The organism is Streptomyces sp. UNOC14_S4, from assembly GCF_020740835.1.
Lineage (GTDB): Bacteria > Actinomycetota > Actinomycetes > Streptomycetales > Streptomycetaceae > Streptomyces.
Genome location: NZ_JAINFC010000916.1, coordinates 1 through 1390 on the forward strand (window position 1 = coordinate 1; position 1390 = coordinate 1390).

The 1390-nt window shown below is 72.6% G+C and carries 2 protein-coding genes; both read left to right on the forward strand.

Going from position 1 to position 1390, the window contains the following annotated elements:
* Window positions 1–213: 213 nt before the first annotated feature.
* Window positions 214–699, forward strand: a complete 486-nt coding sequence (locus K6I34_RS36985) for a MarR family winged helix-turn-helix transcriptional regulator (RefSeq protein WP_229332393.1) — start codon at window positions 214–216, stop codon at window positions 697–699.
* Window positions 700–1059: 360 nt separating this feature from the next.
* On the forward strand, window positions 1060–1359 hold the full coding sequence (locus tag K6I34_RS36990; protein ID WP_229332394.1) for a hypothetical protein: 300 nt from the start codon (window positions 1060–1062) through the stop codon (window positions 1357–1359).
* Window positions 1360–1390: the final 31 nt, after the last annotated feature.

Genomic DNA, 1390 nt, shown 5'->3' on the forward strand with positions numbered 1-1390 from the left:
GTGTGGGGGAGGGACGCCGCGCCGACGGGACGGGTGCTCGCCGGAGGGACGTCGTCCACTCTAGAATATTGCTGACTGCTCAGCGATTGAGCATTCAGTAACTGATGGTGATCTACACTTCCCGGGCGGCTCGCCGTCGGTGATCCGCAGTGACGGGGCACCATGACTTGACGAGCCGCGGCCGTGGGCCGGGGCAGGGAAGCGGGAGGCCGGATGAGCGCCGGAACGCCGAGGGAGGCCGCCGCCGAGGCGGCGAACGGGCGCCTTGTCCGTGAGTTCGGCCTGCTGCTGCGGGCGGCGGCCCGCCTGGAGCAGCGCGTCAACGCCGCCCTGCGGGACGAGTGCGGGATCAGTCACGTCATGTTCGAGGTGCTCATGCGGCTGTGCCGGAACGGCGACGAACAGGTCTCCCAGCGCGCCCTGGCCGACGATCTCGTCCTCACCAGCGGCGGCATCACCCGGCTGGTCGACCGCATGGAGGAGGCGGACCTGGTCCGGCGCCTCCCGTGCCCGGACGACCGCCGGGTCACCCTCGTGGAGCCGACCCCGCACGGCGTCGCGGTCTTCCTCCGCGCGGCCGACGTCCACGCCCGGACGCTGCGGCGCCACTTCGTCGCCCCCATGGCGGACGCCGGGCGCGCGCACGTCGTCGGCGCCCTGGAACGGATCGACGCGGCGCTGCTGGCCGACACGCCCTGAGCCCCGTCGCCCCACCCCGCGGCAGCCCGTGAGTCGTTGCGAACGTGAACGGAGCGGGGCGGGCCGCCGCGCGGAGTCCTGCCCGCCGCAGCCCGCATGCGATCTTTCCGTGCCCCTTTCGGGCCGAAGTTGGCACATCCCGTGGTCCGAGCATGGAAATTCTTTGTCCGCTCGGGTCAGGCTGCCCATTACGGATCGTCATGTTGGCGAACGGCCCGGCCGGGCCGGTAGCGTCCTTGACGACGAGAACGGGCCCTGGCAGGCCGTACATCCGGGCACCCGGGCCAGGGCTGCTCGTCGCCCACCGTTTCCTTCACTGCTCACCAGCGAACGCTGTCGCCAGCGACCGAGGAGGGCGAGATGCCTCCCGACCACACGCCGCGTACACCCCGTGCCAGGGGTACGCGGCGGCAACCCGACCGTAACACCCCGCAGTTCACCCGTGCCGGAACGCGGCGGGTACAGCGGCCGCCGTCCGTCACCCTCTCCGCGACCCTCTCGGTGAGCGGCTTCCTCGCGCTGCTCATACCGGGCGTGCTCCTGGTGTCCCCGGTGGTGCCTCCCGCGGCCGTCGATCCCGTCGCGGCCGGAATCCTGCTCGCCGCCGTCCCGACCGCGGGGCGTCTGCGGGTGTACTACCGCCGCGGGCACGGCGCTTGACCCGAGGGCGGTGCCGGCCCCCACCCGGACC

What these genes read in the sequence shown, in the direction of transcription:
- K6I34_RS36985 (WP_229332393.1), top strand. Translation starts at nt 214, where the DNA reads ATGAGCGCCGGAACGCCGAGGGAGGCCGCCGCCGAGGCGGCGAACGGG.
- K6I34_RS36990 (WP_229332394.1), top strand. Translation starts at nt 1,060, where the DNA reads ATGCCTCCCGACCACACGCCGCGTACACCCCGTGCCAGGGGTACGCGG.